Origin of the sequence: Pseudomonas vlassakiae, assembly GCF_014269035.2 — a bacterium.
Classification (GTDB): Bacteria; Pseudomonadota; Gammaproteobacteria; order Pseudomonadales; family Pseudomonadaceae; genus Aquipseudomonas; species Aquipseudomonas vlassakiae.
In genome coordinates this window covers 160906-185154 of sequence record NZ_JABWRP020000003.1, presented here as the reverse complement: position 1 = coordinate 185154, position 24249 = coordinate 160906, and the positions used below count along the sequence as shown (strand labels likewise).

The window sequence follows — 24249 nt, the reverse complement described above, 5'->3', positions numbered from 1 at the left end:
GTATGGATTACCACAGCCCCTACTTCTTCGGCTACGTGCTCGGCCTGATTCATTTGCTTGGCATGATCGCCGCGTTGCACGCCGTGTTCACCGTGCGTACTGCCCAAGGTGCAATTGCCTGGGCCATGTCACTGTTCTTCATTCCTTACCTCACCCTGATTCCCTACCTCATCTTTGGTGCGCGATCCTTCTACGCTTACATCCAGGCCCGGCGCCAGGCCAACCAGGAAATGCACGTGGCCATGGCCAACCTCAACTGGCGGCCTTGGGTTGAAGAAGCACTCACCGCCAGAGAGTCAGAAAGCTATGCGGCCTTGCGTGCCATGCCGAAGCTCGGGCGGATGCCTTGCCTGGCCAATAACGAAGTGACGCTGCTGATCAATGGTAAAGCCACTTTTGAGGCCATCTTCGCTGCCATCGAGCAGGCACGCGAAGTGGTATTGGTGCAATTTTTCATCATCCACGACGACCGTCTTGGCAAGGAGCTGCAGCAGTTGCTACTGCGCAAGGCGGCTGAGGGTGTGAAGGTGTTCGTGCTGTACGACCGTGTCGGCAGCCATGCGCTGCCCGCGAGTTACAGCCAAGTGCTGCGTGATGGCGGTGTGCAGATCCATGCCTTTGCCACCCGCCGCGGATGGTTCAACCGCTTTCAGGTCAACTTCCGCAACCACCGCAAGATCGTCGTGGTCGATGGCCTGCTCGGCTTCATCGGTGGGCATAACGTAGGGGACGAATACCTTGGCAAGGATCCACACCTGTCACCTTGGCGCGACACCCATGTGCAGATCGGCGGCCCGGTGTTGGCCTGCCTGCAGGAGTCGTTTGCCGAGGACTGGTACTGGGCCACGCGCCAGCTGCCTCCTTTGATCCTGCCCGACACCTACCCGGACAACGGGGTGCTGTGCCAAGCGTTGGCCAGTGGCCCGGCAGACCCACAGGAAACCTGTTCGCTGTTCTTCATCGAGGCCATCCACTCGGCGAGCAAACGTGTATGGATCACCAGCCCTTATTTCATCCCCGACGAAGCCGTGTTCGCTGCCTTGCGCCTGGCGGTACTGCGTGGCGTGGACGTGCGCGTGCTTATTCCGTCTAGGCCCGATCATAAGATCGTGTATGCGGCCTCCAGCCTGTTTGCGTTCGAAGCGGTACGTGCAGGGGTGAGGATGTTCCGTTATCAGCCCGGCTTCCTGCACCAGAAAGTGGTGCTGGTGGATGACGAGGTCAGCGCGATCGGCAGCGCCAACCTGGACAATCGCTCATTCCGGCTCAACTTCGAAATCACCTTGCTGACGGTGGACCGTCGGTTCGCTGATCAGGTAGAGGCGATGCTGCTGGACGACTTTGAACAAGCCCGTGAAATCACTGCTGAAGACAGCCGCGATACCCATCGGATCCAGCAGCTGGGAATGCGCATTGCGCGCCTGATTTCACCCATCCTCTGACCGAAGAAGGGGCCGCTTTTGCGGCCCCTCTGCGGTGAGTGATGGAGGCTCAGCGATAAAGGTCTTCCCGCGTCCACGGCAGATCATGGTGCCCATCGGCATATGGCTTCACGGCCAGAATCTGGTGCAGGTTGATCCAGCCCTTCTGGAACGCATAGGCACACCCGGCCAGGTACAGGCGCCAGATCCGCAGGGTTTTCTCCGGCACCAACCCCGCAGCCCTGTGCAACTGGTTCTCCAGGTTCTCGCTCCAGTGATGCAGCGTCTTCGCGTAGTGAAGACGCAAGCTCTCCACGTCCACCACCTCCAGCCCCGCCTCACAGATGCTGGCGCTGATCATCGACAGGTGCGGCAGCTCGCCATGGGGGAAGACATAACGGTCGATGAACTCACCTGCTCCACGCCCGACCGGGCGCCCATCGACATGCTTGGCAGTAATCCCATGGTTCATTACCAGTCCACCTTCGCGGACGGCGCCGAACAGTTTCCGGCAATACAACGCCAGATTGGCGTGCCCGACATGCTCGAACATGCCAACGCTGACGACCTTATCGAAGCGGCCATCCTGAGGCAGGTCGCGATAGTCGAGAATCTGCAGGTCGACCTTGTCGGCCAGGCCTTCTGCCTTGACCCGCTCGCGGCCGAGCTTGAGCTGCTCCTTGCTCAAGGTAATACCGAATACCTTGGCGCCATATTCTCGCGCGGCGAAACGCGACAGCCCGCCCCAACCACAGCCGACATCCAGCAAGTAGTCGCCGGCTTGCAAGCGCAACTTGCGGCACAGGTGATCGAACTTGTCCTGTTGCGCTTGATCCAGGGTGTTGTCGGGCTCGCGGAAATAGGCACAGGAATAGGCCATGTCCTGATCGAGCCAGAGTTGATAGAACTCGTTGGAGACGTCGTAGTGATAAGAAATAGCCTCGGCGTCTGTGCTCTTGTCATGCGCCAGGCGCTTCGGCGGAGCCTCATCCTCTTCGGTCAGCAATGCTTCGCTGAGTTCGTCGCAGACACGGATGGCTTCGCCAATATCGCCTTCCAACTCCAGCTTGCCCTCCACGAATGCAGTGCCCAGCTGGTCCATGCTCGGGTGGGTCAGCTGGCTGATCAGCTGTGGCTCCTTGACCAGGATGGTGACCTGCGGACTTGGGCCCAGATCGAACTGGTTTCCATCCCACAGTTTCAGCCGCAGCGGCAGATGCAGGCTCTGCAATGCCGGTGGAAGTTGAGCAAGCATGAACACTCCTCCTATCCCTAAAAGGCTACGACGCCTGACATTTCGAACGTCGCCGGAACAGAGTAGTTCATTCGTGGGAGGTTTCCTCTAAACGAGACCAAGGTCTAGAACCAACTGGTCTGATAAGGCAACAGATTGTATACAATCCGCACTTCTCAGCTTAACCTTATGCCCCTCTCGCGCTTTCTCACCTGGAGTACAAAACCCATGAAATCCTATGACGTGGTGATCATCGGCGGCGGCCCTGGCGGCTACAACGCAGCGATCCGCGCCGGCCAGCTGGGCCTGAGTGTCGCCTGCGTGGAAGGCCGTACGACGCTGGGCGGCACCTGCCTTAATGTCGGTTGCATGCCGTCCAAAGCGTTGCTTCACGCTTCCGAGCTTTACGAAGCTGCCAGCGGCGACGAGTTCGCCCACCTCGGCATCGAAGTGAAGCCGACGCTAAACCTCGCCCAGATGATGAAACAAAAGGACGAGAGCGTGACCGGCCTGACCAAGGGCATCGAGTACTTGTTCCGCAAGAACAAGGTCGACTGGATCAAAGGCTGGGGCCGCCTGGATGGCGTCGGCAAGGTCATCGTCAAGGCTGAAGATGGCAGCGAGACCGCACTGCAGGCCAAGGACATCGTCATTGCCACCGGCTCAGAGCCCACTCCCCTGCCCGGCGTGACCATCGACAACCAGCGGATCATCGATTCCACCGGTGCCCTGGCCCTGCCTCAGGTACCCAAGCACCTGGTGGTGATCGGTGCGGGCGTCATCGGCCTGGAACTGGGCTCGGTATGGCGCCGCCTGGGCGCACAGGTCACCGTCATCGAGTACCTCGACCGCATCTGCCCGGGCACCGATGAAGAAACCGCCAAGACCCTGCAAAAAGCGCTGGCCAAGCAAGGCATGGCCTTCAGGCTCTGTAGTAAAGTCACCCAAGCGACGACGCAAGCCGAAGGTGTCAGCCTGACCCTGGAGCCGGCTGCGGGTGGGGCCGCCGAAACGCTGCAGGCCGACTACGTCCTGGTCGCCATCGGCCGTCGTCCTTATACCAAGGGCCTGAACCTTGAAAGCGTCGGGCTGGAAACCGACAAGCGTGGCATGCTCAGCAACGAGCATCACCGCACCTCGGTAGCAGGTGTATGGGTGATTGGCGACGTCACGTCCGGCCCAATGCTGGCGCACAAGGCCGAAGACGAAGCGGTTGCGTGCATTGAGCGGATTGCCGGCAAACCGCATGAAGTGAACTACAACCTGATTCCGGGCGTGATCTACACCCGCCCGGAGCTGGCTACCGTTGGCAAGACCGAAGAGCAGCTGAAGGCCGAAGGCCGCGCCTACAAGGTCGGCAAGTTCCCCTTCACCGCCAACAGCCGTGCCAAGATCAACCATGAGACCGAAGGCTTCGCCAAAGTCATCGCCGATGCCAATACCGATGAAGTGCTCGGTGTGCACCTGGTCGGCCCAAGCGTCAGCGAGATGATCGGCGAGTTCTGCGTGGCCATGGAGTTCGCCGCCTCGGCTGAAGACATCGCGCTGATCTGCCACCCGCACCCGACCCGTTCCGAAGCCCTGCGCCAGGCAGCGATGAACGTGCACGGCATGGCCATGCAGATCTGACCTAGCTGGCTCTGCTGGTTTTTTCGAAATACCATTGATGCACGTTTTCGATCAAACCAGCGGGGCCCACCGGGTGAGCATCAATTTCGATCTGAACGACCTGCAGGCCTTCCGTGCTGTGGTCGAGCAAGGTAGTTTCCGCCGCGCCGCCGATACCATTCGCATCACCCAGTCAGCCTTGAGCCGGCGTATCGAAAAGCTTGAGTCGGCACTGGGCGTGAAACTGCTCGAACGCACCACGCGCAAGGTGTCGCTGACCAATGTCGGGCGTGCCTTTCTACCTCAGGTGGAGCGCCTGCTGGACGATCTCGACCTGGCGCTGCTCAGCGTCGGTGATGGTGGCTCGCTGCGCACCGGCACCCTGACCATCGCCTGTGTGCCGTCAGCCGCCTACTACTTCATGCCCCATGCCATTCGTGCCTTCCATGGGCAATATCCGAAAGTGCGCATCAACCTGTACGACGCCTCGGCCAACGAAGTGAGTGCCGCCGTGGCCTCCGGCGAAGCGGACTTCGGCCTGAGCTTCACGGGCAATCTCGCACCGGAGATCGAGTTCAGCGACTTGCTTGAAGAACGCTATGTCATCGCCTGCCGCCAGGACCACCCGCTGGCCAAGCAGGATACGGTGACCTGGGCGCAAGCCTACGAACATGAGTACATCAGCCTGGGCAAGTCGTCTGGCAACCGTCTGGTCCTGGACCGGGCGCTGGCCGGCATGCAGGTGAGCAAAGAGAGTGTTTGCGAGGCCAGGCATGTGACCACCCTGCTGGGCCTGATCGAAGCGGGCCTGGGAATAGCTGCGGTGCCGTCGATTGCGCTGCCGCTGTCACCCCATCCAATTCTGGCCAGTGTTGCACTGGTCGAACCGCAGGTCAGCCGCAAGATGGGCTTGCTCAAGCGCCGCGGCCGTACACTCACGCCTGCGGCACTCGAGATGGTAAGGCTGATCCGGGAGTTGCCCGGCGTATTACCGGGCGACTGAATCCAGGCCGGTAGCACGTACGTCAGGCTGCGCGGCAGGTGAGGCCAGGTACTGCAGAAGCTTTTTTGCCTCGGCTGGGTGTTCGGCGCCTTTTGGAATAGCGGCAGCGTAGCGGGTCACCGACTGGAGGCTTTCCGGAATCTTGCCAACCAAGGTCACACCCGGCACCGGCAGCAACTCGGCAACCTGCTGGAAACCAAGCTCATAGGTGCCCTGAGCCACCTGCGAGGCCACCGGTATGCGCTCGACCATGGTGCTCTTGCCGACCAGGCGGTCCTCGATACCCAACTTCTTGTACAGCTGCGTCTTGATATACACGCCACTGGCGCTATCCGAATAGGCCACCGATTTTGCCGCCAGCAATGTTTGCTTCAGCTGATCGGGGGTACCGATCTGCGGCTTGGGCTGGCCCTGCTTGACCACCATACCGATGCGCGAGTCGGCAAGCTCGACGCGCGAAGCCGGGTCGACCTTACCCTGACGGATGAGCTCGTCCAGCGCATAGCCGACCATGATCACCACGTCAGCGTGCTCGCCGCGAGCGAGGCGATTGGGGATCGCCTCGGGTGCCTTGCCCATCGAGGGCCCGAGCACGGTGACCAGTGTATCGCCGCTCTGCGCGGCATACTTGGGCCCCAGTTGCTGATAGGCGGCGGTGAAGCCACCCGAGGTCATTACGGTCAGTTCGGCAGCCTGGGCAAGGCTGCAGCCAGCCAGGAGAGCAGCGGTCAGTAACGCTTTCATCGAGTTCCTCATACAGCCACCGGTGCGCGGTTGGCCAAGCGACGGTACAGCATCCAGGTAGCGACGAATGCACAGAGCGCGGCAAACATCATCCAGTAGGCGGGTGCCGCCTTGTCATTGGTGACATGGATCATCCACGTCGAGATTGCCGGGGTGAACCCGCCGAACAGGGCAGTCGCCAGGCTGTAAGCCAGCGAAAAACCAGCTACACGGACTTCCACCGGCATGATTTCGGTCAGCGCCGGGATCATCGCGCCGTTGTACATGCCGTACAGGAACGAGAACCACAGCAGCACTTCAAGCATGTGGCCGAAGGTCGGCGCCTGGGCCAGATAGGTCAGGGCCGGGTAAGCGGTGATCAAGGTCATCAGCGACATGGCCAACAGCAGCGGCTTGCGCCCCAGGCGATCGCTAAGCGCACCGCCGATGGGCAACCAGATGAAGTTCGACACCGCAGTCAGCAAGGTCACCAGCAGCGCATCACCGGTACTCAGTTGCAGCACGGTCTTGCCGAAGGTCGGCGCGTATACCGTGATCATGTAGAAGGCAGTGGTGGTCATGGCCACCATCAGCATGCCGAACAGCACGATGCCGGAATTGGCAGCCAGCGTCGCCAGTACCTGTTTCATGGTTGGGCGATGTTCGCGGGCGGCGAACTCCTCGGTTTCCTGCAGGCTGCGACGCAGCAGGAAGATCACCGGGATGATCATGCAGCCCACAGCAAACGGTACCCGCCAACCCCACTGGGTGAGTTGATCAGGCGTCAGCCACTGGTTGAGGGCAAAGCCGAGCGCCGCAGCGACGACGACCGCCACCTGCTGGCTGGCGGACTGCCAGCTGGCGTAGAAGCCCTTGTGCCCCGGCGTGGCCATTTCGGCCAGGTACACAGACACGCCGCCGAGCTCCGCGCCAGCCGAGAATCCTTGCAACAAGCGCCCGATGAGTACCAGCGCCGGGGCCAGTAGTCCGATGCTCTCATATCCGGGCACCAGCACGATCAGCAAGGTCCCACTGGCCATGATCGCCAGGGTTACGATCAGCCCTTTGCGCCGGCCTACGTCATCAATGTAGGCACCGAGGATCACCGCACCCAGTGGGCGCATGAGGAAGCCTGCACCAAACACGGCGAAAGTCATCATCAACGAGGCGAATTCATTGGACGCGGGGAAGAAGGCCGCCGCGATATGCGTGGCATAGAAGCCGAACAGGAAGAAATCGAACTGTTCGAGGAAGTTTCCGGACGTGACCCGGAAGACCATACCGGCCTTGGACTTGCCCTCAGGCACCGAGTGTGATGGCAGACTCATGGTGTGGATCTCCAGCGTTTCTTAATAATTGTAAGTGCTTATTTCGAGAATGATCGTCGAAAGCGGCGCTGGAGATAATCGTTCATTTTTCATTAATTGATGCACAGGGGCGATCAATCAGGCCAGCACTGCGCTTTCTGAAGCAGACAGTGATACGGCGCAGCTCTTTTCTTGAGCGTTTTAATTGTCCTGTCTTGCGGAACAATCATTCACTTTAAGACCCAATTGTCTTGATCGACTCTTCGCTCCAGAATGGCCCCATACCGCAGACAACGCCACCGAGCACAGCGCGGTGAGCCATTCGAACTCAAGCATCAGGAGCTACAAAATGATCAATTTCAAAGGTACAACTGCAGTCGTAGGTCGCGTGTTGCTGGCCGTGCTATTCCTGCTGAGCGGCTTCAGCAAGCTGACCTCGCCGGAAGGCACCATTGCGTATATCGAATCAAGCGGCCTGCCCTTCCCGGTACTGAGCTACCTGGCAGCACTGGGTGTTGAACTCGGTCTCGCAGCATTGCTGATCATCGGCTTTCAAACCCGCATCGTCGCGGTGGTCATGGCGCTGTTCACCGTAATGGCAGCCTTCGCTTTCCATAACAACCTGGCGGACCAAGGGCAATTCATCAACTTCTTCAAAAACCTCTCGATCGCAGGCGGCCTCTTGCAGGTTGCAGCGTTTGGCGGCGGTGCGCTGAGCGTGGATGCGCTGCTGGCGCGGCGGGCAGGCAAGACGGTGATGAAAACGGCCTGAAGGCAAATTGAAGGTTCAGGCGGCCAGGCCGCAATTTAGTTCGCTTTAGCATTGTAGGGCGCGTTAATAGTGTAAAGGCGCACTTGGGTATCGCCGACTTTCAGCCTACTTACCTTGTTCCAATTGTTCGGTATGGAAGCGAAATCATCAGGTGGTTCGCTGTTACTTATCAACCAGACTCTGCTTTGGCTGACGGGTAATTTATCAAGGCTGTCGAGGTAGATTTTATCGGCATCATTGTTCACCAGCGTGCCAAATCCATAATTACCTGGCCGACCCGACGCGCCGTTGGCCAGGGGGGGCGTATAGAGCAGTGGAACAGAACCGGTCTTGTTGTAGTAGACATAGCTGAAATACCAGAAAAGATCGCTGACGACGATCCGGTCATTCGCACGATAATTTTCATTGACGAAGTTGACCAGCTTGTTGAACTGATCATCATCCTTTTGGTAATAACTACTCAGGCCAACCACCTCTACGGCCAATAAGGTCGCCAGTGTGATGAGTGCGGTGTAGCGATAATGACGCTTCATTCGATCAATGGCGACGGCCAGCACGACCGGTAAGCCCAGGGCCGAAAACATCAGATAGCGCTCGACCAGAAGTGGCGTTATCCATGAGATTGAAAACACGACGATCAACGGGAGAAACGTATATATCGCCATGAGCACATGGAATTTATGGCGGCTTCGATCATGCAGACAGACAGCGCCCGTTACCAGTGCCAACGCCAGTGGCAGAGCAAGGTAGACTGGCCATGTCAGATTCTGGCCATCGGAAAGGACCATGAACTGCCAGATTGTCGATGGCAGGGAATACAGGGTAACGGGCAGTATCCAGCCAATGTCACCACCCGCCTTGAGTTGGTCAAGGTGCTGCAGCAGGTCTATCAAGCTGGGAATCCACGGGGTATACAGCAGGACGATCATGCCGTTGGCTATCCACCATGCTGGCCGAGCGACCAGGCGGCGTTTTTCACCTCGTACAAGCAATAGATACGCCCAGTGGGACAGTACGCAAAGGCCCGTGAAATAATGCGTATAGAAACTTGCCGCCATCAATAGTACATAGACGAAAAGGTAGCGGTGTCGCTCAGGTTTTTTTATCCAATATACAAGCGCAATGGTGGCTCCCAGCAGCAAGAAACCCATCAGGGCGTACATGCGCGCTTCCTGACTATAACGCACGGCAATGGGCAGCAGGGCCAACAAAACACCGGCCATTACTGCTGCACGACGTGTGGCAATCAGGCAAACCAGCCACATGCCCAGGGCTACAGTACCGACACCTGTCAGCACGCTGATGAACCGGACCGAGAAGACACTGTCCCCGAATGCGCCTATCCAGGCATGCAGAAGGAGAAAGTAAAGGGGTGGGTGTACGTCATGGGCGCTGTGGGTCCAGATGAGCGAGGGTGAGTACTGGCTCATTAACAAACTGGAGCCCTCATCGCACCATATTGCGGAGGCCGTTGAGCCATAGACTCGAGCCAGCATGGCGAGAAACAGGATTGGCACCGGCCAGAGTCTCTTGGCCCATAGCGCGAGTTTTTCGAACTTGATCGCATTGCCGGGCACTGGGGCTTGCGCGCTGACGTTGCGTTCGTGAAACCTCATGTTTCCTCCAGCCCAGCGCAGCCTTTGTGAGCGCTTTTATGCGACGTATTGCAATCACTGGGTCAATCGATCAGCGCCAGGCATTCCTCATGGAAATCGTCAAAACCTGAGTACCACTCTCAAAATGTAGTACACGGTTACCCACCTGCTGCTTATCGAGGACCTTCGGCAGCCCTCTCCGCCTGCTGCCGTGGATGCGTCGATCAATCTCCTGTACCTGCCGATCAACCACCCGGATCAAGGTACTTTCGCCCTTCATCAAGGGGCTGCTCGGCGCTGCCTGGCAGACCCCGGCAGCAGATGCGCTGCACCACCGGGGTCGGCACGCGTCAGGCCACCGAGGCCTGACGCTGCACGCGCACGCTCAGCATGCCCGACAACGAGATCAACCAAAGCACCAGAAACACGCAGGCAATTGCCAGGTTCGAGGTCAGCGGCAAAGCGCTGACCAGCGCCGAGGCCAGTGACCCGAACACCAGCATCAGGCAGCCTTGCAGGCTGGCAGCAACCCCGGCGCGATCGGGGAACAGCGACATCGAGTTGGCCATGGCGTTGGAGAAGATGAAGCCCTGACCGAACGCGACCAGCATGATGCCGCCCAGGATCGAGACCAGGTGAAGGTCCTCTGGCTGCGCGGCGATGGTCACCACGCCGAGCACAAACACCGCCATGCCTGCCCACATCAGCCGCCGTGGCTTGACCTGCCGAATCAACACACGGTTGACCAGGGTGCCGACCAGGTAGCAACTGCCCACGGCCAGGGCGGTGGTGCCGAAGTATTGCGCGCTGTGCCCCAAGCGTTCCTGGACGATGTGCGGGCCGAACACGTTCCATAACAGAAACGCCGAGAAACTCGAGCCGAGCACGACCACCGAGGCACGAAAGCGGCTGTCAGCCAGGATGGGCCGGTAGCCGGCGCAGGTCTGCAAGGCACTACGTCTGTTCACTGCGGGCAACGACTCCTTGAGCCCTGCCAGCACGAAGGCCAACACGATCACCGCGTATACGGCGTACAGGACGAAGTTGTAGCGCCAGCCCAGGTGCACTTCGATCACCCCGCCAATGTAGGGCGCGATCACCGGCCCCAGGCCAAAGGCCAGGCTCAGGTAGATGATCGCCACGTAGAAACGCGGCCCTTTGACGATGTCCACCAGCAGCGCACGGGCAACTACCTGGCAGGCGCCGATGGCGAAGCCTTGCAGGGCGCGGGCGAGCAGCAGCATCTCGATGGACGTGGCCACGGTTGCCAGCACGCTGCCCGCGAGGAACACCAGCAGCCCCAATTGCACCGCCGGCCGCCGCCCACGGGCATCGGCCATGATGCCGAAGAACAACTGCCCCAGTGCGTAGAACAGCAGGGTGATGGTGATGGTGTTCTGCATCAGTGCCGGGCTGGCTGACAGCTCACGGCCAATGGAGGGGATACTCGGCGCGTACAGGTCAATGGCAATACCGCCCACGCTGTTGATCAGCGGCGCCAGGAATACAATGAAATTCTCGTAACGTTTGGTCGCGTTCATGCTTACCTCCGGCGCGCCGGGCAGCGGATGCCCGGCGCGCGTCGTGGTCAGGCCGAGGCCTGGCAATTGAAATGGGGCAGGGAATGGCCCAGGCCCGCGGCAGATGCCGGTGCGCTCATCCAGATGCTCGGGGGCGACAGCCGCGCGGCCACCACGCGCGGGCCTTGTTGGTAGTAGGAACCCCAATTGACCTGCGGATCCTTGACCCGGGCTTGATCGGCGCCGCCCAGATCGTCGAGGGTATCGACGAACGGGGCCAGCAGCTGGCGCACCTGTTCGGTCGCGGTCAGCACCACCAGGCCGAAGTTGCGCAGGGCCAGGGTCTGGATCACGTTGTTGAGCAGGTATTTGCCGGCGCCGCTGCCGCTTCGAAACGAAGCGAAGGCGCCCACTTCGGCAATCCGCGCCCGGTCCAGTCCATAACGCTGGTCCAGGCTCTGGTCCAGGTAATACTCGCTGAACAGCTTGCCCGAATCGCCGTAGCTGATGCCGGCGCAGGCGTAACCTGGCGCGCCGCCATTGGAACCGGTCAGGCAAACGAACAGGTCCGGCTGCGGCTCGGGGGTGGCATCGTAGTGCTTGAGGTAGTGGGCACGCACCGCCTCCTGCAGACAACGGTAGCCGGGCCGGCCTTTGTAGAAATTGCGCACGATGTACATGGGGTTCTTCCTCAGGCGTACATCTGGTCGATGAAACGCGCTTCGATCTCGGCCCGTCGCGGTCGCCCGGTCACGGTGTAGAACTGCTCGCGGAACTGCGCGATGTCCTCGATTACGCGAATCTGCCGGACCCGGGCGAAATCGGCCAGGCGGTGTTCCAGGCGCGCCATTTCGCGGCGTACCTGGTCGCTGCTGGCGCCGCTGAGCACGATGGCGCAGGGCTCGTCCTTGCCTTCGCCCATAACGATCATGTCGTCTACCAACGGGCTTTCTTTGTAGACGTTCTCGACCCACTCGGGCGAAATGTTGCGCGCCGTCGAGAGGATGATCACGTGCTTCTTGCGCCCAGTGATGTACAGGAATCCGTCGCGCAGTTCGGCGATATCCCCGGTGTGCAGGTAGCCATCTGACAGGTCGCAAGCAGTGTCATCGGCGTTGTAGTAGCCGGCGCACAAGGTAGGCGTACGCACCAGCAACTCGCCGTCGACCAGCTTGGGCTCGATGCCGTCGAGCAGCTTGCCGGCCGAACCGATACGCCGCTCGGCTGGCGAGTTCAGCGAGATGATCGATGAGTTTTCGCTCAGGCCATAGGCCTCGAATACCTGCACGCCATGGGCCTCCAGCGCCTCCAGCACGCTGACCGGGATCTTCGCGCCGCCGGTGATGATGTGTGGGCGCTGGGCACCGAACAACTGCTGCACCGAACAGTCCTGCAACAGCGTGTTGGCTTCCTCCAGCAGCTTGGGCGGCAGGTAGAGGAAATTCGGCTCGTTGGGTGCGATCAGCTCCAGATAATGCCTGGCGTTACCGCTTGCCGCGCCGTACTCGGGCACGCCTTCGGGCATCAGCGTGAGGGTGCCGCCGGACAGGATCGGAATGAACACGCCTAGCACCTGCTCGATCAGCAAGCTCATTGGCACGATCGAGAAATAATGCAGCGGGTGCTGGGGCAAGCGCTTCATGACGTTGTCCACCAACAGGCTGACCGCCTCGTCTCGAATCATCACGCCCTTGGGTTTGGAGGTGGTGCCAGAGGTATGGATGATCGAGACGATGCCATCCGGAATCAGCTCGTCCTCATTGCGCCATTCTTCTCCGATGGCCTGGTTCATCAACTGGCCGGGAATGAAGCAGGGCTTGTCCGGCAGGATGTTGTGCAGCCGCTTGGCGGTTTTCTCGTCGCGCACCAGCACTGCCGCCGCCTTGCCCAGCAAACTGGCGATCTGGTCGTCGGAGAACTCGATCGGCACCGGCAGCAGCACCGCACCTACCTTTTGAATGGCCAGCAAGGTATAGACCCACTCGTAGCACGAACGCATGGCAATCCCGAACACCTTGCGTTCGCAGCGCCCCACGCGCCCCTCCAGGGCGCTGGCCAGGCGCAGTACGTCGCGGCGTAGTTCGTGCAAGGTGTATTCACGGCCATCCATTTCACGGATGACGACGCGGTCAGGCGTGCTTGCCAGATAGTCCTGCATCTTTTGGCTGATCATTGGCCGTTGCCTCCCAGGCGGTAGCTTTGCGCACCGAAAATGCGCCGCGAAGGGTCATCCAGACGGCGACGGCCGTGCATGACGCGGGTGTTGTCGATGACGATGACATCGCCTTTCTTCCAGAAGTGGCTGTAGGTATTGCGCTCGGTCACTTCCTTGATTTCATCCCAGATTTCCAAGGCGATATCTTCGCCGTCGCTCCAGGTGATACGCGGCGGTTCGTAGTTGACGCTGGGGCCGAGCATCGAATTGCAGAACGCCTTGCGGCCGCTGAAGCAGCTGGTTTCCACCGCCGATATGATCAACTCCGAGGCAATCAGGTTCTGGTCGATGCGCCGATAGGTTTGCCCCGCCACTTGATCATTGACCTGTTGCAGGTGTTCGTCGGTAATGGCCTCGAGCGGCAGTTGCAGTTCAATGCTCAGGAAGCGTTTGACGTTCTGCCAAGGGATGCGCCGGCTGTAGCGAATCTCGCGTTGTTCGAACAACTTGCGGGTTTTCGCTGACAGATCGAACAGGACCCGCTGGCCATCGCACAGTGTGGTTTGCGAACCGACATCGGCCGCTTCCAGGCAATAGAACCATTGCAAGTCGGGGTTGAACGGCAAGTTGCCGTTTTCGCGGTGCAGGCCCATTTCGTGAATACCGGCTTCGATCTCGGCGGTATTGGCCGTGGCCGCCTTGCGCGCTGGGTCGAAGGTAACCCGCGACGAATGCGCGCTGACGAACTCGTTGAAATCGGACAGGCTGTCGGCGAAGTCGCGGTAGATCACCGCACCGCTGTGGGCGAGGTCTTCATACAATGAAGCGCCGCTGATCGAATCGCTTACACGCATGTCGCGATCGACCGCAATGACACACTCGAAGCCGTAGCACGGCGTCGGTTGTCGGAAATAGGGAAATACCACAGGTTGGGCGTGCGCCAGCATGACTCATTCCTCCGTGAAGTGTGGGACTCAGGTAGGTCTTGCGCTACCCGATGACCACACGATAAGAGAAATGAGCGGCTGGCTGGTTTTAAGAAATCTAAAAGCGTGGTGAAAATTTAAAAGCCTGTTTCATCGTGCCGTCAACAACACCTCGGCCACCTGTTCGATCAACCTGCGCAGGCTGGCAATATCTTTGCTGTCGCTACGGTCGCGCGCCCAGATCATGTCCAAGGTGAACGTTGGGAAACCCAGCGGCGGCTGGCAGACTTTCACTGATGACGGAATGCGCAGGTGCGGCAACAGGCGCGCCGGCAGTGCGAGCGTGGCCGGTACTGCAGCGACGATGTTGACGCAGGCCTGGTAACCATTGGCGCGCACCAGCACATTGCGCGAACGGCCGACTTTATCCAGCCAACTGTCGACCATGTTCTTTTCCGAAATCCAAGGTGTTGGGAATACATGGGGCGAGGCGCAGAATTCATCCAGACTCATGGCCGCGTCGTTGGCCAAGCCGTTTTGACTGGTCAGGCAGACAAAGTCGTCGTTGACCACCGCTTGCCATTGCAACTCCGGGTGCATCTGGTGGTAGCCCGGGCCAAAGCCGATGGCGATGTCGATTTCCCCTGACATCAACTGATCCACCGGCAGGTCGCGGCTCAGGCGATCGAGGTGCAGCGAAGTATTGGCATGAGTGCGCGACAGCATCGCCAGGGTTTGCGGCAGGAACGACAACTCGAAATACTCCGGCGCGCAGAGCCGCCAGATCTTGCGCACGGCTTGCGCAGAGGCCTGGCTTTCGTCTTCAGCGCAGCGGTTGACCGACTCGACCACCACGCGCAAATAAGGCGCGATCTTCTCAGCCTTGCTGGTGGGTTGCAGCACCCCTTGGGATGAAGAGAACAACGTGTCGTCGAAGCAGCCGCGCAGCCGCTTCAAACAATAACTGACCGTCGGCTGACTCACGCTCATCAGCTCGGCGGTGCGTTTGGCACTGCGCAACTCCAGCAAGTTGAGAAACACCACGATGTCCTGCAGATCCAACTGTTTGAGGTAGTTGCTGTGGAGCATGGAAATTCCTCCTGAATATTCCAGTTCATGGCGTTGGCGCGCCCTCGCCGGGTAAATGCACGAGCACGTGCTTCAACAATTGGGCGAAGTCTGCGCGCTGTTGTTCACTTAAAGGGGCTAATACCAACTCTTGTATTTCGGTATGGGTAAGGACGGCCTGGTCGATCAATTCCTTACCCCCTGCGGTCAGCGCGACTTGCGAGCTGCGCTTGTCCTGGCTGTCGGCGATCCGCTCGACCATGCCGGCGCTTTCCAGCCGTGCCAGCCGATTGGTCATGGCTCCGGAGGTGACCAGCAGCGAACGGTAGAGCTCGGTGGGGGTGAGCCGATACGGCGCCCCTGCGCGGCGCAACGTGGCCAGCACGTCGAACTCGCCCTCCTTGAAGCCATACTGGGCCAACGCCTCGGCGCGCAGGCGTTCGAGATGCTTATGGATGCGCATCATGCGCCCGAATATCGCCATGGAAGAAACGTCCACTTCGGGCATCGCCTGCGCCCACTGCGCCACCACGAAATCCACATGATCGTCCATCGTTTTCCTCGACCGAGCCCTTCATCACTGTTAACCCGCACACAAACCTGAACCCCTGCACCTTTAAAGTATCTTAACGTTAAGTTATCTTGACGAAGATGCGACTGAAGGATCAGGAGAGACACATGGCATTTTTCACACAGGGGCCGCACCGCCACTATTACTACGATGCCGGGGCCGGCAGCCCGGTGCTGTTGCTGCACGGCCTGGGCAACAGTGGGCGCGCCTGGATGCCCCAGGTCAGCGCGCTGCTGGGCCTGGGTCACCGTGTCATCGTACCTGACCTGCTGGGCCACGGCGCCTCCAGCCGAGCGCCGGAAGGTATCACAGCCCACGCCCAGGCACTGCAGATGCTTGCACTGCTCGATCACCTGGGGTTGGAATCCACGCATGTCATCGGCCTGTCACTCGGCGGCATGGTGGCACTGGAGATGGCCTGTCATGCGCCGCATGCCGTGCAGAAGCTGATCGTCGCCGGCACCTTCGCCCACATGAACGATCGCCACCGCCAAGCCACGCTCAGCGACTGGGCCGACGGCCTGCGGCAAACCGATGGGTGCTTGAAGCGCTTCAAGTCGACCTGGCCGGCATTGGTCGGAGCCGAGTTCGCCGCTACCCGTCGTGGTCAACGGCTGTACCAGGCTTGGCATGCCCAGGCCGCGCAGCTGACCACCGCCAACCAGGTGAACTGGTGCCAGGGCATGCAGCAGTACGACCTCAGGGAACAACTGCCGGCGATCCAGGCCGCGACCCTGGTGCTGGCAGCCACTGGCGACCAGCTCAGCCCGCGTTCGGAAGCCGAGCTTCTGAGCGAGCGCATCGGCGATGCCCAGCTGCTGACGTTGGCAGGCGACGGTCACGTCTTCAACATTCCGCTCGCCCCAGCGTTCAACCAGGCGATGGGCAGTTTTCTGCGGGAGCAACCTGAGCATGAGTAACGTACCGAGTAAAGCCTGTGTCGGCCTGTTGGCCGTATTGATTGGCCTGAATCTGCGCCCGATCATGGCGGCCATCGGCCCGCTGCTCGGCACCTTGCAGCAGGACCTTGGCCTGAGCAACGCGCAGGCCGGGCTGCTGACTACCTTGCCGGTGATGATGATGGGTTTGTTCGCCCTTTGCGGCCCCTGGTTGTTACGCCTGATTGGCGAGATCAAAGGGGTAGCGTTGGGCATCACCTTGATCGCCATCAGTTGCGCGGCGCGCGCCTATATCACTGCTGGCGCAGCGTTGATCGCCACGGCCATGCTCGGCGGCGTGGGCATCGCGGTGATCCAGGCGCTGATGCCTGCGTTTCTCAAGCGCAGCCATCCGCAGAGCGCCGGCATGCTCATGGGGTTGTTCACCACCGGAATCATGGCCGGTGCGGCCCTGGCGGCTGCTTTCGCGGCGCCCGGCGCAGCAACCTTCGGCTGGCAGCTGACGCTCGGCTGGGCGGCCTTGCCTGCGCTGACCGGCTTGATCGCCTGGGTGCTGGCCGCTGGTAGCGCCCCGGCGCGTACCACCGATGCGAGGTTGCCGTACGACAGCGCGCGGGCCTGGTTGCTGCTGGCGTTCTTTGGCATCGGCACCGGTGCCTACACCCTGGTGCTGGCGTGGTTGCCACCGTTTTATGTGGAGCTTGGCTGGAGCGCTGCCGAGGCCGGTTATTTGCTGGGTGCCCTGACCCTCACTGAGGTAGCTGCCGGGCTGATGGTGTCGGCACTGATCCATCGCTATCCGGACCGTCGCCAGCCACTGACGGTGGTCATTCTGCTGTTGCTGGCCGGTCTGATCTGCCTGATGAGCGCACCGCTGCAACTGGCGATCTTCGCCACCCTTTGCCTGGGCCTTGGCATTGGCGCATTGTTTCCGCTGTCGCTCATCGTCACTCTCGACCACGCTGACTCACCGGCCCAAGCGGGTGCGCTGCTGGCCTTCGTACAAGGCGGTGGCTACCTGATCGCTGCCAGCGTGCCACTGATCGCCGGTATCGTGCGCGATCAGCTGAGCTCGTTGCACTGGGCCTGGGGCATCATGGTCATCGGCGCCTTGTGCCTGCTGGGCCTGGCCACACTGCTGCGCCCACCGGTAGTGCCAGCGGCGCAAGCGAGCGGAGCCTAGATCAGCTTGACCGCGCGGCCGACGAACTTCACCGCGCCGCCCCATCCTTTCTGAACTGACGCGACCACGCCCCCCTAAAGGGGGCCGTGATCGCGCATGACGGCTTTTATTGTCGGAAACCACTTTCCAGGTGGAATTTGCTTACTCCACCGTCACCGACTTGGCCAGGTTACGCGGCTGGTCGACGTCCGTACCCTTGAGCACCGCCACATAGTACGAAAGCAGTTGCAGCGGAATGGTGTAGAGGATCGGCGCCAGTTCGTCGACGATGTGCGGCACCTTGATCACGTGAGTGCCTTCGCCGTTGCTCATGCCGGCATTCTCGTCAGCGAACACCACCAGCTCACCACCGCGGGCACGCACTTCCTGCAGGTTGGACTTGAGCTTTTCCAGCAGTTCATTGTTCGGCGCTACAGTGACCACCGGCATGTCGTTATCCACAAGCGCCAGCGGACCGTGCTTGAGCTCGCCGGCCGGGTAGGCTTCGGCGTGGATGTAGGAGATTTCCTTAAGCTTCAGGGCGCCCTCCATGGCCACCGGGTACTGGGCACCTCGGCCGAGGAACAGGGTATGGTGCTTGTCGGCAAACAGCTCGGCAGTTTTCTCTACGGTGCTGTCCATGGCCAGGGCCTCACCCAAGCGCGCCGGCAGGCGACGCAGCTCTTCCACCAACTCGGCTTCGACGCCTGCTTCGAGGGTGCCGCGCACTTGGCCCAGCGCCAGGGTCAGCAGCATCAGCGAGACCAGCTGGGTGGTAAAGGCCTTGGTCGAGGCCACGCCGATTTCCGGGCCGGCCAGGGTCAGCAGGGTCAGGTCGGACTCACGCACCAGCGAGCTGATGCCGACGTTGCAGATGGCCAGGCTACCAAGGAAGCCCAGCTCCTTGGCGTTGCGCAGGGCAGCCAGGGTATCGGCGGTTTCGCCAGACTGGGAGATCGAGACGAATAGCGTATCTGGCTGCACCACTACCTTGCGATAACGGAATTCGCTGGCCACTTCGACTTGGCATGGAATGCCAGCGAGGCTCTCCAGCCAGTAACGGGCTACCATGCCGGCGTGGTAGCTGGTACCGCAGGCGACGATCTGCACGTTACGCACTTTGGCGAACAGCTCGGCCGCCTGCGGGCCGAAAGCCTGGACCATCACATGGTCCTTGCCCAGGCGGCCTTCCAGGGTGCGCTGGACCACGGTCGGCTGCTCGTGGATCTCCTTGAGCATGAAGTGACGATAGGCGCCCTTGTCGGCGGCTTCGGCGCCTTCGTGGTATTGCACGGTCTCACGTTGTACCGGGTGGCCAGCCTGGTCCCAGATCTTCACCTGGTCGCGGCGAATCTCGGCGATATCACCCTCCTCCAGGTACATGAAACGGTCGGTGACCTGGCGCAGGGCCAGTTGGTCGGAAGCCAGGAAGTTCTCGCCGTGGCCCAGGCCAATTACCAGCGGGCTGCCGCTGCGTGCGGCTACCAGGCGGTCAGGTTGTTCCACGCTGATCAGCGCAAGGCCATAGGCACCGTGCAGACGCTTCACTGCCGATTTAAGCGCATCGGCCAGGTCCGGAAGGGTCTTCAGGGTGTGGTGGATCAGATGCACGATGACTTCGGTGTCGGTCTGCGAGCTAAACACGTAGCCCAGACCTTTCAGCTCTTCACGCAGCTCTTCGTGGTTTTCGATGATGCCGTTGTGCACCACCGCCACTTCGTTGCCGGAGAAATGCGGGTGGGCGTTGCCTTCGGTCGGTGCTCCGTGGGTGGCCCAGCGGGTGTGGGCAATGCCCAGTTGGCCGTTCAGCGGCTCGGCGGCAACAGCGGCCTGCAGCTCGGCAACTTTGCCGATCCGGCGGCGGCGCTGCAGTTCGCCCTGCTGGGTGTAGACAGCCAGGCCAGCACTGTCGTAACCACGATATTCAAGACGCTTGAGGCCTTCGATGAGAATGGCAGTGATATTGCGCTCGGCTACGGCACCAACGATTCCACACATGTTTATTGCTCCTGGCTGATCGCGGCGCAAATCAGGTTGATGCCGCGGGCTTGAATCTGTTCGCGTGCCGCTGCGGGCAGGCGTTCGTCTGTAATAAGGGTGTGCACGCTGCCCCACGGCAGCTCGAGATTGGGGATCTTGCGCCCGACCTTGTCCGACTCGACCATCACGATCACTTCGCGGGCTACCTCGGCCATTACTCGGCTCAGGCCAAGCAACTCATTGAAGGTGGTGGTGCCGCGCTGCAGGTCGATGCCATCGGCACCGATGAACAGCTGATCGAAATCGTAAGAGCGTAGTACCTGCTCGGCGACCTGACCCTGAAACGACTCGGAATGCGGGTCCCAGGTACCCCCGGTCATCAGCAGCACCGGCTCGTGCTCGATCTCGCTGATGGCGCGGGCCACATTCAATGAATTGGTCATCACTACCAGACCGGGCTGGCGGCCCAGCTCCGGAATCATCGCCGCGGTGGTGCTGCCGCTGTCGATGATGATCCGCGCATGCTCGCGAATACGCCCGACCGCTGCACGTGCGATAGCCTTCTTGTAAGCAGAGACCGGTTGCGCGGGTTCACTGAGCATCTCCTGCGGTACCGGCACCGCACCGCCGTAGCGGCGCAGCAACAGGCCGTTGGCCTCAAGCGCGGCAAGGTCCTTGCGGATGGTGACTTCCGAGGTTTCGAAACGCTTGGCCAAGGCGTCGACGCTCACCTCGCCTTGCTCGCTGAGCAGGGCCAGGATGTTGTGGCGGCGCTGGGGGGTATTTCGTTTCGACATGTTATGATAAGTTTCGATTCGAAAGATATTGGTTGCAATCAAAACCTAAGTTAGCCGGTTCGTCAAGGTGTGGAACAAAATTCCTGGCTACACATATCCCTGTGGATCAGGCAAAAAAAAGCCGACTTATTCACATAAGTCGGCTTTCGATCGAAACAGCTGTGTATAACTCAGCTCTTCTTGAGCTTCTCCGGCCGCTTCCAGCCCGAGATATTGCGCTGGCGCGCACGCGCTACCGCCAGCTCGCCCGCTTCGACGGCCTGAGTGATGGTAGAACCGGCGGCAGTAGTCGCACCGGCCTTGATTTCCACGGGCGCCACCAACGAGTTGTTGGAGCCGATGAACACGTCCTCACCCATCACGGTCTTGAACTTGTTCGCACCATCGTAGTTGCAGGTGATGGTACCGGCGCCGATGTTGGTACGTGCGCCGATCTCGGCGTCGCCCAGGTAGGTCAGGTGACCGGCCTTGGCGCCTTCACCCAGGTGGGCATTTTTCAGTTCGACGAAGTTACCCACATGGGCCTTGGCTTCCAGCACGCTGCCCGGGCGCAGGCGGGCGAACGGGCCAGCATCGCTGCCCTCGCCCATCACCGCGCCGTCGAGGTGCGTGTTGGCTTTGATGATCGCGCCCTTGCGCAGGGTGCTGTCCTTGATCACACAGTTCGGGCCGATCTGCACGTCGTCCTCGATGACCACCTTGCCTTCCAGGATGACATTGATGTCGATCAGCACGTCGCGACCCACAGTCACTTCGCCACGCACATCGAAACGGGCCGGGTCGCGCAAAGTGACACCCTGGGCCATCAGGCGGCGGCCTTCACGCAGCTGGTAATGGCGCTCGAGTTCCGAAAGCTGGCGACGGTCATTGGCGCCCTGCACTTCCATCGGGTCGTGCGGCTGTTCGGTGGCGACCACCAGCCCATCGGCCACCGCCATGGCGATGACGTCGGTGAGGTAGTACTCACCCTGGGCATTGTTGTTCGACAGGCGGCCCATCCAGTCGGCCAAGCGCGCGGCCGGCATGGCCAGGATGCCGGTGTTACCTTCCTTGATCGCCTTTTGCGCTTCGCTGGCGTCCTTGTGCTCGACAATAGCGGTGACCTGGCCCTGTGCATCACGCACGATGCGGCCATAGCCGGTCGGGTCTTGCAGGGTGACGGTGAGCAGGCCCAACTGCTGGTCGCTGACCTTGGCCAGCAGACGCTGCAGGGTTTCCACTTCGATCAGTGGTACGTCGCCATACAGTACCAGCACCGTGTCGGCGGTGATCGCCGGCAATGCCTGCGCAACGGCATGGCCCGTCCCCAGCTGCTTGTCCTGCATGACGAAATTCAGGTCGTCGGCGGCCAGGCGCTCGCGTACCAGCTCGGCACCGTGGCCGATGACCACGTGTATGCCCTGCGGCTTGAGCTGGCGCGCGCTGTGGATAACGTGGCCGAGCATGGAATTGCCGGCTACCGGGTGCAGCACCTTGGGCAGCGCCGAGCGCATGCGGGTACCTTGGCCGGCGGCGAGAATAACGATATCAAGGGACATTGACTGGCTACCAATCCTGGGCGGTCAGGGATGTGTGACCTGGGAAGAATTCAGAAAAAGAAAAAGGGTAGCCGAGGCTACCCTTTAACTCAATCGCAACGGAAGTATGCGGCCAACGCCGGATTACTTGCCTCTGCGCATTTGCTGGACAGTACGCAGCTGAGCTGCAGCCTCGGCCAGACGTGCGGCAGCAGCACCGTAGTCGAAGTCCGAGCTTTTCGCGTTCAGGGCGTTCTCAGCAGCCTTGAGGGCTTCCTGAGCCTGAGCTTCGTCCAGGTCGGCAGCGCGCTGCACGGTGTCGGCAAGAACCTTCACCATGTTCGGCTGCACTTCGAGGAAGCCACCGGAGATGTAGAACACCTCACGATCGCCACCTTGCTTGGTCAGCGTGATCGGACCAGGCTTGAGATTGGTGATCAGCGGGGCGTGGCCTGGAGCGATACCAAGATCGCCCAGGTTGCCGTGCGCTACTACCATCTCGACCAGGCCGGAGAAGATTTCTCCTTCCGCGCTGACGATATCGCAATGGACTGTCATAGCCATCTGCTTGCCTCAACCTGATTAGCGCCCCTTGCGGGGCGCCGGGATTACAGTTTCTTGGCTTTCTCGATCGCTTCGTCGATGCTGCCGACCATGTAGAACGCTTGTTCTGGCAGGTGGTCGTAGTCACCTTTGAGGATGCCGCTGAAGCCAGCGATGGTGTCTTTCAGGGGAACGTACTTGCCTGGCGAACCGGTGAAGACTTCGGCCACGAAGAACGGCTGCGACAGGAAGCGCTGGATCTTACGAGCACGGGCTACCAGTTGCTTGTCGCTTTCGGACAGTTCGTCCATACCCAGAATGGCGATGATGTCCTTCAGCTCTTTGTAGCGCTGCAGCACATACTGAACGCCACGAGCGGTCTCGTAGTGTTCGTTGCCGATCACGTTCGGGTCCAGCTGGCGCGAAGTCGAGTCCAGTGGGTCAACCGCTGGGTAGATACCCAGGGAAGCGATGTCACGGGACAGAACGACGGTGGCGTCCAGGTGGGCGAAGGTGGTCGCTGGCGACGGGTCGGTCAGGTCGTCCGCAGGTACGTATACGGCCTGAACGGAGGTGATCGAACCTTCTTTGGTCGAAGTGATACGCTCTTGCAGAACGCCCATCTCTTCGGCCAGGGTCGGCTGGTAACCTACTGCCGAAGGCATACGGCCCAGCAGTGCAGATACTTCGGTACCGGCCAGGGTGTAACGATAGATGTTGTCGACGAACAGCAGAACGTCGTTACCTTCGTCACGGAACTTCTCAGCCATGGTCAGGCCGGTCAGCGCTACGCGCAGACGGTTTCCTGGTGGCTCGTTCATCTGACCGTAGACCAGCGCTACCTTGTCGAGAACGTTGGAGTCCTTCATCTCGTGGTAGAAGTCGTTACCCTCACGAGTACGCTCACCCACACCAGCGAACACGGAGTAACCGCTGTGTTCCATGGCGATGTTACGGATCAGTTCCATCATGTTTACGGTCTTGCCGACGCCGGCACCACCGAACAGACCAACCTTACCACCCTTGGCGAACGGGCAGACCAGGTCGATAACCTTGATGCCGGTTTCCAGCAGGTCGTTACCGCCTGCCTGGTCAGCGAACGAAGGCGCTGGCTGGTGGATACCGCGACGCTCTTCTTCGCCGATCGGGCCGGCTTCGTCGATCGGGTTGCCAAGTACGTCCATGATACGGCCCAGGGTGGCCTTACCAACTGGAACGGAGATGGCAGCGCCGGTGTCGACGACATCCAGACCGCGCTTCAGGCCTTCGGTCGAGCCCATCGCAATGGTACGAACCACGCCGTCGCCCAGCTGCTGCTGAACTTCGAGGGTGGTTTCCGCGCCTTGAACTTTCAGCGCGTTGTAAACACTCGGTACGACGTCACGTGGGAATTCCACGTCGATGACGGCGCCGATGATTTGAACGATACGTCCGCTACTCATAGCTGG

At 60.5% G+C, this 24249-nt stretch carries 21 protein-coding genes; 6 read left to right on the top strand and 15 right to left on the bottom strand.

Annotation, left to right across the window (positions count from 1 at the left end; translation table 11 throughout):
- Positions 1 to 2: 2 nt before the first annotated feature.
- Positions 3 to 1442, top strand: a complete 1440-nt coding sequence (gene cls / locus HU738_RS05120; protein ID WP_186601516.1) for a cardiolipin synthase — start codon at positions 3 to 5, stop codon at positions 1440 to 1442.
- A gap of 49 nt (positions 1443 to 1491) precedes the next feature.
- On the opposite strand, the gene cfaB is transcribed toward cls, so the two are convergent.
- On the bottom strand, positions 1492 to 2676 hold the full coding sequence (gene cfaB, locus HU738_RS05115) for a C17 cyclopropane fatty acid synthase CfaB (protein WP_186601517.1): 1185 nt from the start codon (positions 2674 to 2676) through the stop codon (positions 1492 to 1494).
- A gap of 207 nt (positions 2677 to 2883) precedes the next feature.
- Between cfaB and lpdA the strand changes: the two genes are divergently transcribed.
- Together lpdA and HU738_RS05105 are read left to right on the top strand one after the other, a co-directional pair.
- Positions 2884 to 4284, top strand: a complete 1401-nt coding sequence (gene lpdA / locus HU738_RS05110) for a dihydrolipoyl dehydrogenase (protein WP_186601518.1) — start codon at positions 2884 to 2886, stop codon at positions 4282 to 4284.
- A 73-nt stretch (positions 4285 to 4357) separates the two neighbouring features.
- Positions 4358 to 5266 (top strand): LysR family transcriptional regulator, encoded by a 909-nt coding sequence (locus HU738_RS05105; RefSeq protein ID WP_186601519.1) that lies wholly within the window; start codon positions 4358 to 4360, stop codon positions 5264 to 5266.
- On the opposite strand, the gene HU738_RS05100 is transcribed toward HU738_RS05105, so the two are convergent.
- Together HU738_RS05100 and HU738_RS05095 are read right to left on the bottom strand one after the other, a co-directional pair.
- Entirely contained in the window at positions 5252 to 6022 is a 771-nt protein-coding gene (locus HU738_RS05100) for a substrate-binding domain-containing protein (RefSeq protein ID WP_186601520.1), read from the bottom strand. The genes HU738_RS05105 and HU738_RS05100 overlap by 15 nt on opposite strands.
- Positions 6019 to 7317, bottom strand: coding sequence for an MFS transporter (locus HU738_RS05095; protein ID WP_186601521.1), 1299 nt, complete (start codon positions 7315 to 7317; stop codon positions 6019 to 6021). Before HU738_RS05095 ends, HU738_RS05100 begins: the two co-directional genes overlap by 4 nt.
- 328 nt (positions 7318 to 7645) lie before the next feature.
- Between HU738_RS05095 and HU738_RS05090 the strand changes: the two genes are divergently transcribed.
- A complete protein-coding gene (locus HU738_RS05090) occupies positions 7646 to 8068 on the top strand; it encodes a DoxX family protein (RefSeq protein WP_186601522.1) in 423 nt (140 codons plus the stop codon).
- Between the two features lie 35 nt (positions 8069 to 8103).
- Here the strand turns inward: HU738_RS05090 and HU738_RS05085 are convergent, their stop codons facing one another.
- The 7 genes from HU738_RS05085 to HU738_RS05055 form a co-directional block, all read right to left on the bottom strand.
- Positions 8104 to 9684, bottom strand: coding sequence for a glycosyltransferase family 39 protein (locus HU738_RS05085; protein ID WP_186601523.1), 1581 nt, complete (start codon positions 9682 to 9684; stop codon positions 8104 to 8106).
- Between the two features lie 329 nt (positions 9685 to 10013).
- Entirely contained in the window at positions 10014 to 11204 is a 1191-nt protein-coding gene (locus HU738_RS05080; RefSeq protein ID WP_186601524.1) for a multidrug effflux MFS transporter, read from the bottom strand.
- Between the two features lie 47 nt (positions 11205 to 11251).
- Positions 11252 to 11863, bottom strand: coding sequence for a thermostable hemolysin (locus tag HU738_RS05075; RefSeq protein ID WP_186601525.1), 612 nt, complete (start codon positions 11861 to 11863; stop codon positions 11252 to 11254).
- A gap of 11 nt (positions 11864 to 11874) precedes the next feature.
- Complete coding sequence (locus HU738_RS05070) at positions 11875 to 13356, bottom strand: AMP-binding protein (protein WP_186601526.1); 1482 nt, start codon at positions 13354 to 13356, stop codon at positions 11875 to 11877.
- Positions 13353 to 14285, bottom strand: a complete 933-nt coding sequence (locus tag HU738_RS05065; RefSeq protein ID WP_186601527.1) for a TauD/TfdA family dioxygenase — start codon at positions 14283 to 14285, stop codon at positions 13353 to 13355. The genes HU738_RS05070 and HU738_RS05065 overlap by 4 nt, the downstream gene beginning before the upstream one ends.
- Before the next feature lie 129 nt (positions 14286 to 14414).
- Positions 14415 to 15353 carry a LysR family transcriptional regulator gene (locus HU738_RS05060; protein WP_186601528.1) on the bottom strand — a complete coding sequence of 313 codons (939 nt, stop codon included), beginning with the start codon at positions 15351 to 15353 and terminating at the stop codon, positions 14415 to 14417.
- Positions 15354 to 15378: 25 nt separating this feature from the next.
- Positions 15379 to 15885 carry a MarR family winged helix-turn-helix transcriptional regulator gene (locus HU738_RS05055; protein WP_176508556.1) on the bottom strand — a complete coding sequence of 169 codons (507 nt, stop codon included), beginning with the start codon at positions 15883 to 15885 and terminating at the stop codon, positions 15379 to 15381.
- A gap of 125 nt (positions 15886 to 16010) precedes the next feature.
- On the opposite strand from HU738_RS05055, the gene HU738_RS05050 reads away from it, so the two are divergent.
- Both HU738_RS05050 and HU738_RS05045 read left to right on the top strand, forming a co-directional pair.
- Positions 16011 to 16823, top strand: a complete 813-nt coding sequence (locus tag HU738_RS05050; RefSeq protein ID WP_176508557.1) for an alpha/beta fold hydrolase — start codon at positions 16011 to 16013, stop codon at positions 16821 to 16823.
- A complete protein-coding gene (locus HU738_RS05045) occupies positions 16816 to 17985 on the top strand; it encodes an MFS transporter (RefSeq protein ID WP_186601529.1) in 1170 nt (389 codons plus the stop codon). Before HU738_RS05050 ends, HU738_RS05045 begins: the two co-directional genes overlap by 8 nt.
- 141 nt (positions 17986 to 18126) lie before the next feature.
- Here HU738_RS05045 and glmS read toward each other — a convergent pair whose 3' ends face one another.
- The 5 genes from glmS to atpD form a co-directional block, all read right to left on the bottom strand.
- Positions 18127 to 19962, bottom strand: coding sequence for a glutamine--fructose-6-phosphate transaminase (isomerizing) (gene glmS, locus HU738_RS05040; protein WP_186601530.1), 1836 nt, complete (start codon positions 19960 to 19962; stop codon positions 18127 to 18129).
- A gap of 2 nt (positions 19963 to 19964) precedes the next feature.
- Positions 19965 to 20741, bottom strand: a complete 777-nt coding sequence (locus HU738_RS05035) for a DeoR/GlpR family DNA-binding transcription regulator (protein WP_054884856.1) — start codon at positions 20739 to 20741, stop codon at positions 19965 to 19967.
- 170 nt (positions 20742 to 20911) lie between these two features.
- Positions 20912 to 22279 (bottom strand): bifunctional UDP-N-acetylglucosamine diphosphorylase/glucosamine-1-phosphate N-acetyltransferase GlmU, encoded by a 1368-nt coding sequence (gene glmU / locus HU738_RS05030; protein ID WP_186601531.1) that lies wholly within the window; start codon positions 22277 to 22279, stop codon positions 20912 to 20914.
- Positions 22280 to 22402: 123 nt separating this feature from the next.
- Positions 22403 to 22822 carry a F0F1 ATP synthase subunit epsilon gene (locus tag HU738_RS05025; protein WP_060507758.1) on the bottom strand — a complete coding sequence of 140 codons (420 nt, stop codon included), beginning with the start codon at positions 22820 to 22822 and terminating at the stop codon, positions 22403 to 22405.
- Between the two features lie 44 nt (positions 22823 to 22866).
- The gene (gene atpD, locus HU738_RS05020) at positions 22867 to 24243 is read right to left on the bottom strand and encodes a F0F1 ATP synthase subunit beta (protein ID WP_054884840.1); all 1377 of its coding nucleotides are present in this window, start codon (positions 24241 to 24243) and stop codon (positions 22867 to 22869) included.
- Positions 24244 to 24249 lie beyond the last annotated feature (6 nt).